Origin of the sequence: Eubacterium sp. AF16-48 (assembly GCF_003479405.1) — a bacterium.
GTDB classification, from domain to species: Bacteria; Bacillota; Clostridia; order Lachnospirales; family Lachnospiraceae; genus Eubacterium_G; species Eubacterium_G segne.
The window spans coordinates 1-3,370 of sequence record NZ_QUHB01000016.1 but is presented as its reverse complement, the minus strand read 5'-3'; the positions used below and the strand labels follow the sequence as shown (position 1 = coordinate 3,370).

Here is a 3,370-nt window from a genome sequence, read left to right as displayed (position 1 = left end):
GGCCTATGGTACTATGCTGGAGACGGCATGGGAGAGCGGGTGGCTGCCGGATTACAAAATGGGCTTATAGCTCAGCTGGTTAGAGCGCACGCCTGATAAGCGTGAGGTCGATGGTTCGAGTCCATTTAAGCCCATCAATAACTTAATATTAGACACCATGGGGGCGTAGCTCAGTTGGGAGAGCACCTGCCTTGCAAGCAGGGGGTCAAGAGTTCGAATCTCTCCGTCTCCACTTGAAACAGAAATGTCTCATCATTGTACATTGAAAACTACATACTGAGAAATAGAAATAAATGAACAAAGATTCAAAGAATTAAATGTTCATGCCAATTTCAAGACATCCGAGGCGCATCGAAAGATGCGATAAAGAAAACACAGAAAAATAAGAGACGATCTTATTTAGAAGAGTAAAACTCAAGCCTTCCCTGTTGTAACGCTATACAACAGAGAAATGGTTAAGCTAATAAGAGCGCAGGGTGGATGCCTTGGCACTAAGAGCCGAAGAAAGACGTGATAAGCTGCGAAAAGCTGCGGGAAGGAGCAAATATCCGATGATCCGCAGATGTCTGAATGGGGAAACCTGTCTGGAATAACTCCAGTCACTGCATGATGAATACATAGTCATGCAGAGGGAACCCGGTGAACTGAAACATCTAAGTAGCCGGAGGAAAAGAAAGAAACATCGATTTCCAAAGTAGCGGCGAGCGAAATGGAAGGAGCCTAAACCGGGATGCGTGCATTCCGGGGTTATGGACCGCAACAAGTGACCTGGCGGATAGGAGAACGGCATTGGGAAAGCCGGCCATAGAGGGTGAAAGCCCCGTAACCGAAATTTTAAGGGAGCGAGCGGAATCCGAAGTACCACGAGACACGTGGAACCTTGTGGGAATTCGGGGGGACCACCCCCCAAGGCTAAATACTACTTAGTGACCGATAGCGCATAGTACTGTGAAGGAAAGGTGAAAAGAACCCCGGGAGGGGAGTGAAAGAGAACCTGAAACCCTGTGTTTACAAGCTGTGGAAGAACTTTAAAGTTCAACCGCGTACTTTTTGTAGAACGGTCCGGCGAGTTACTCTTACTGGCAAGGTTAAGGACTAAAGGTCTGGAGCCGAAGGGAAACCAAGTCTTAATAGGGCGTTATAGTCAGTGTGAGTAGACCCGAAACCGGGTGACCTACCCATGTCCAGGATGAAGTTGCCGTAAAAGGCAATGGAGGTCCGAACACACATCCGTTGAAAAGGGTGGTGATGAGGTGTGGGTAGCGGAGAAATTCCAATCGAACCCGGAGATAGCTGGTTCTCCTCGAAATAGCTTTAGGGCTAGCCTCAATTTAGTCTTGCGGAGGTAGAGCACTGAATATCCTAGGGGGCGTCAAAGCTTACCGAAGATTATCAAACTCCGAATGCCGTTAAGATGATGATTGGGAGTCAGACTGCACGAGATAAGTTGGGTAGTCAAAAGGGAAACAGCCCAGACCTCCAGCTAAGGTCCCAAAGTGAGTGTTAAGTGGAAAAGGATGTGGGATTTCGAAGACAACTAGGATGTTGGCTTAGAAGCAGCCATACATTCAAAGAGTGCGTAATAGCTCACTAGTCGAGAGGTCCTGCGCCGAAAATGTCCGGGGCTAAACACTACACCGAAGCTGAGGAATGTGTAAACATTGGTAGAGGAGCATTCTTAACTGCGACGAAGCTGTACCGTAAGGAGCAGTGGAGTGTTAAGAAGAGAGAATGCCGGAATGAGTAGCGAGAGTGAGGTGAGAATCCTCACGGCCGAATATCTAAGGTTTCCAGGGTAAAGCTGATCTGCCCTGGGTAAGTCGGGACCTAAGGCGAGGTCGAAAAACGTAGTCGATGGATAACAGGTTGAAATTCCTGTACTGCAATATATCAGAACTGTGGGGACACAGACAGAGAGCCTGAGCCGGGAGTGGAAAGACTGGTCTAAGCGAGGTAGGAGTGCATTAGGCAAATCCGGTGCACAATCTGAAGACGTGAATGGGAGCGAAATTATAAGTAGCGAAGCAGGTGAGCTGGCTGTCAAGAAAAGCCGCTATTGTGTATATTGTACCCGTACCGTAAACCGACACAGGTGGATGAGGAGAGAATCCTAAGGCCGACGGAAGAAGTATTGTTAAGGAACTCGGCAAAATGGCCCCGTAACTTAGGGATAAGGGGTGCCTCCTTCAGGGGAGGCCGCAGAGAATTGGCCCAAGCAACTGTTTAGCAAAAACACAGGTCTATGCGAAACCGTAAGGTGAGGTATATGGGCTGACGCCTGCCCGGTGCTGGAAGGTTAAGGGGAGAGGTTAGACGCAAGTCGAAGCTTTAAACTTAAGCCCCAGTAAACGGCGGCCGTAACTATAACGGTCCTAAGGTAGCGAAATTCCTTGTCGGGTAAGTTCCGACCCGCACGAAAGGCGTAATGATTTGGGCGCTGTCTCGACAATACATCCGGTGAAATTGAAGTACCAGTGAAGATGCTGGTTACCTGCGCCAGGACGGAAAGACCCCATGGAGCTTTACTCCAGCTTGATACTGGGATTCGATATTGCATGTACAGGATAGGTGGGAGACTAGGAAACGTGAACGCTAGTTTGCGTGGAGTCGCCCTTGGGATACCACCCTTGCAGTATTGGGTTTCTAACATGCAGCCGTTATCCGGCTGGTGGACAATGTCAGGTGGGGAGTTTGACTGGGGCGGTCGCCTCCGAAAGAGTATCGGAGGCGCTCAAAGGTTCCCTCAGAATGGTCGGAAACCATTCGCAGAGTGCAAAGGCATAAGGGAGCTTGACTGCGACACCGACGGGTGGAGCAGGTACGAAAGTAGGACTTAGTGATCCGGTGGTATAAAGTGGGATTGCCATCGCTCAACGGATAAAAGCTACCCTGGGGATAACAGGCTTATCACTCCCAAGAGTTCACATCGACGGAGTGGTTTGGCACCTCGATGTCGGCTCATCGCATCCTGGGGCTGTAGTAGGTCCCAAGGGTTGGGCTGTTCGCCCATTAAAGCGGTACGCGAGCTGGGTTCAGAACGTCGTGAGACAGTTCGGTCCCTATCCGGCGTGGGCGTAGGATATTTGAGAGGAGCTGTCCTTAGTACGAGAGGACCGGGATGGACTGACCTCTGGTGTACCTGTTGCACTACCAAGTGCATAGCAGGGTAGCCAAGTCGGGACGGGATAAACGCTGAAGGCATCTAAGCGTGAAGCCCCCCTCAAGATGAGATATCCCATTCGTAAGAATTAAGACCCCTTGAAGACGACGAGGTTGATAGGTCAGAGGTGGAAGTGCAGTAATGCATGGAGCTGACTGATACTAATAGGTCGAGGGCTTATCCATAAAGGAAGGAAGAGGAGTTATCCTC

Annotated in this window: 2 tRNA genes and 1 rRNA gene; all 3 read left to right on the top strand. The window is 49.8% G+C overall.

Annotated elements, in window-relative coordinates:
* Nucleotides 1-60 precede the first annotated feature (60 nt).
* Nucleotides 61-134 (top strand) — tRNA-Ile (locus tag DWW68_RS12385).
* A 25-nt stretch (nt 135-159) separates the two neighbouring features.
* Nucleotides 160-232 (top strand) — tRNA-Ala (locus tag DWW68_RS12380).
* Between the two features lie 221 nt (nt 233-453).
* Nucleotides 454-3,345: ribosomal RNA gene (locus DWW68_RS12375) — 23S ribosomal RNA — on the top strand.
* The last annotated feature ends 25 nt before the right edge of the window (nt 3,346-3,370 follow it).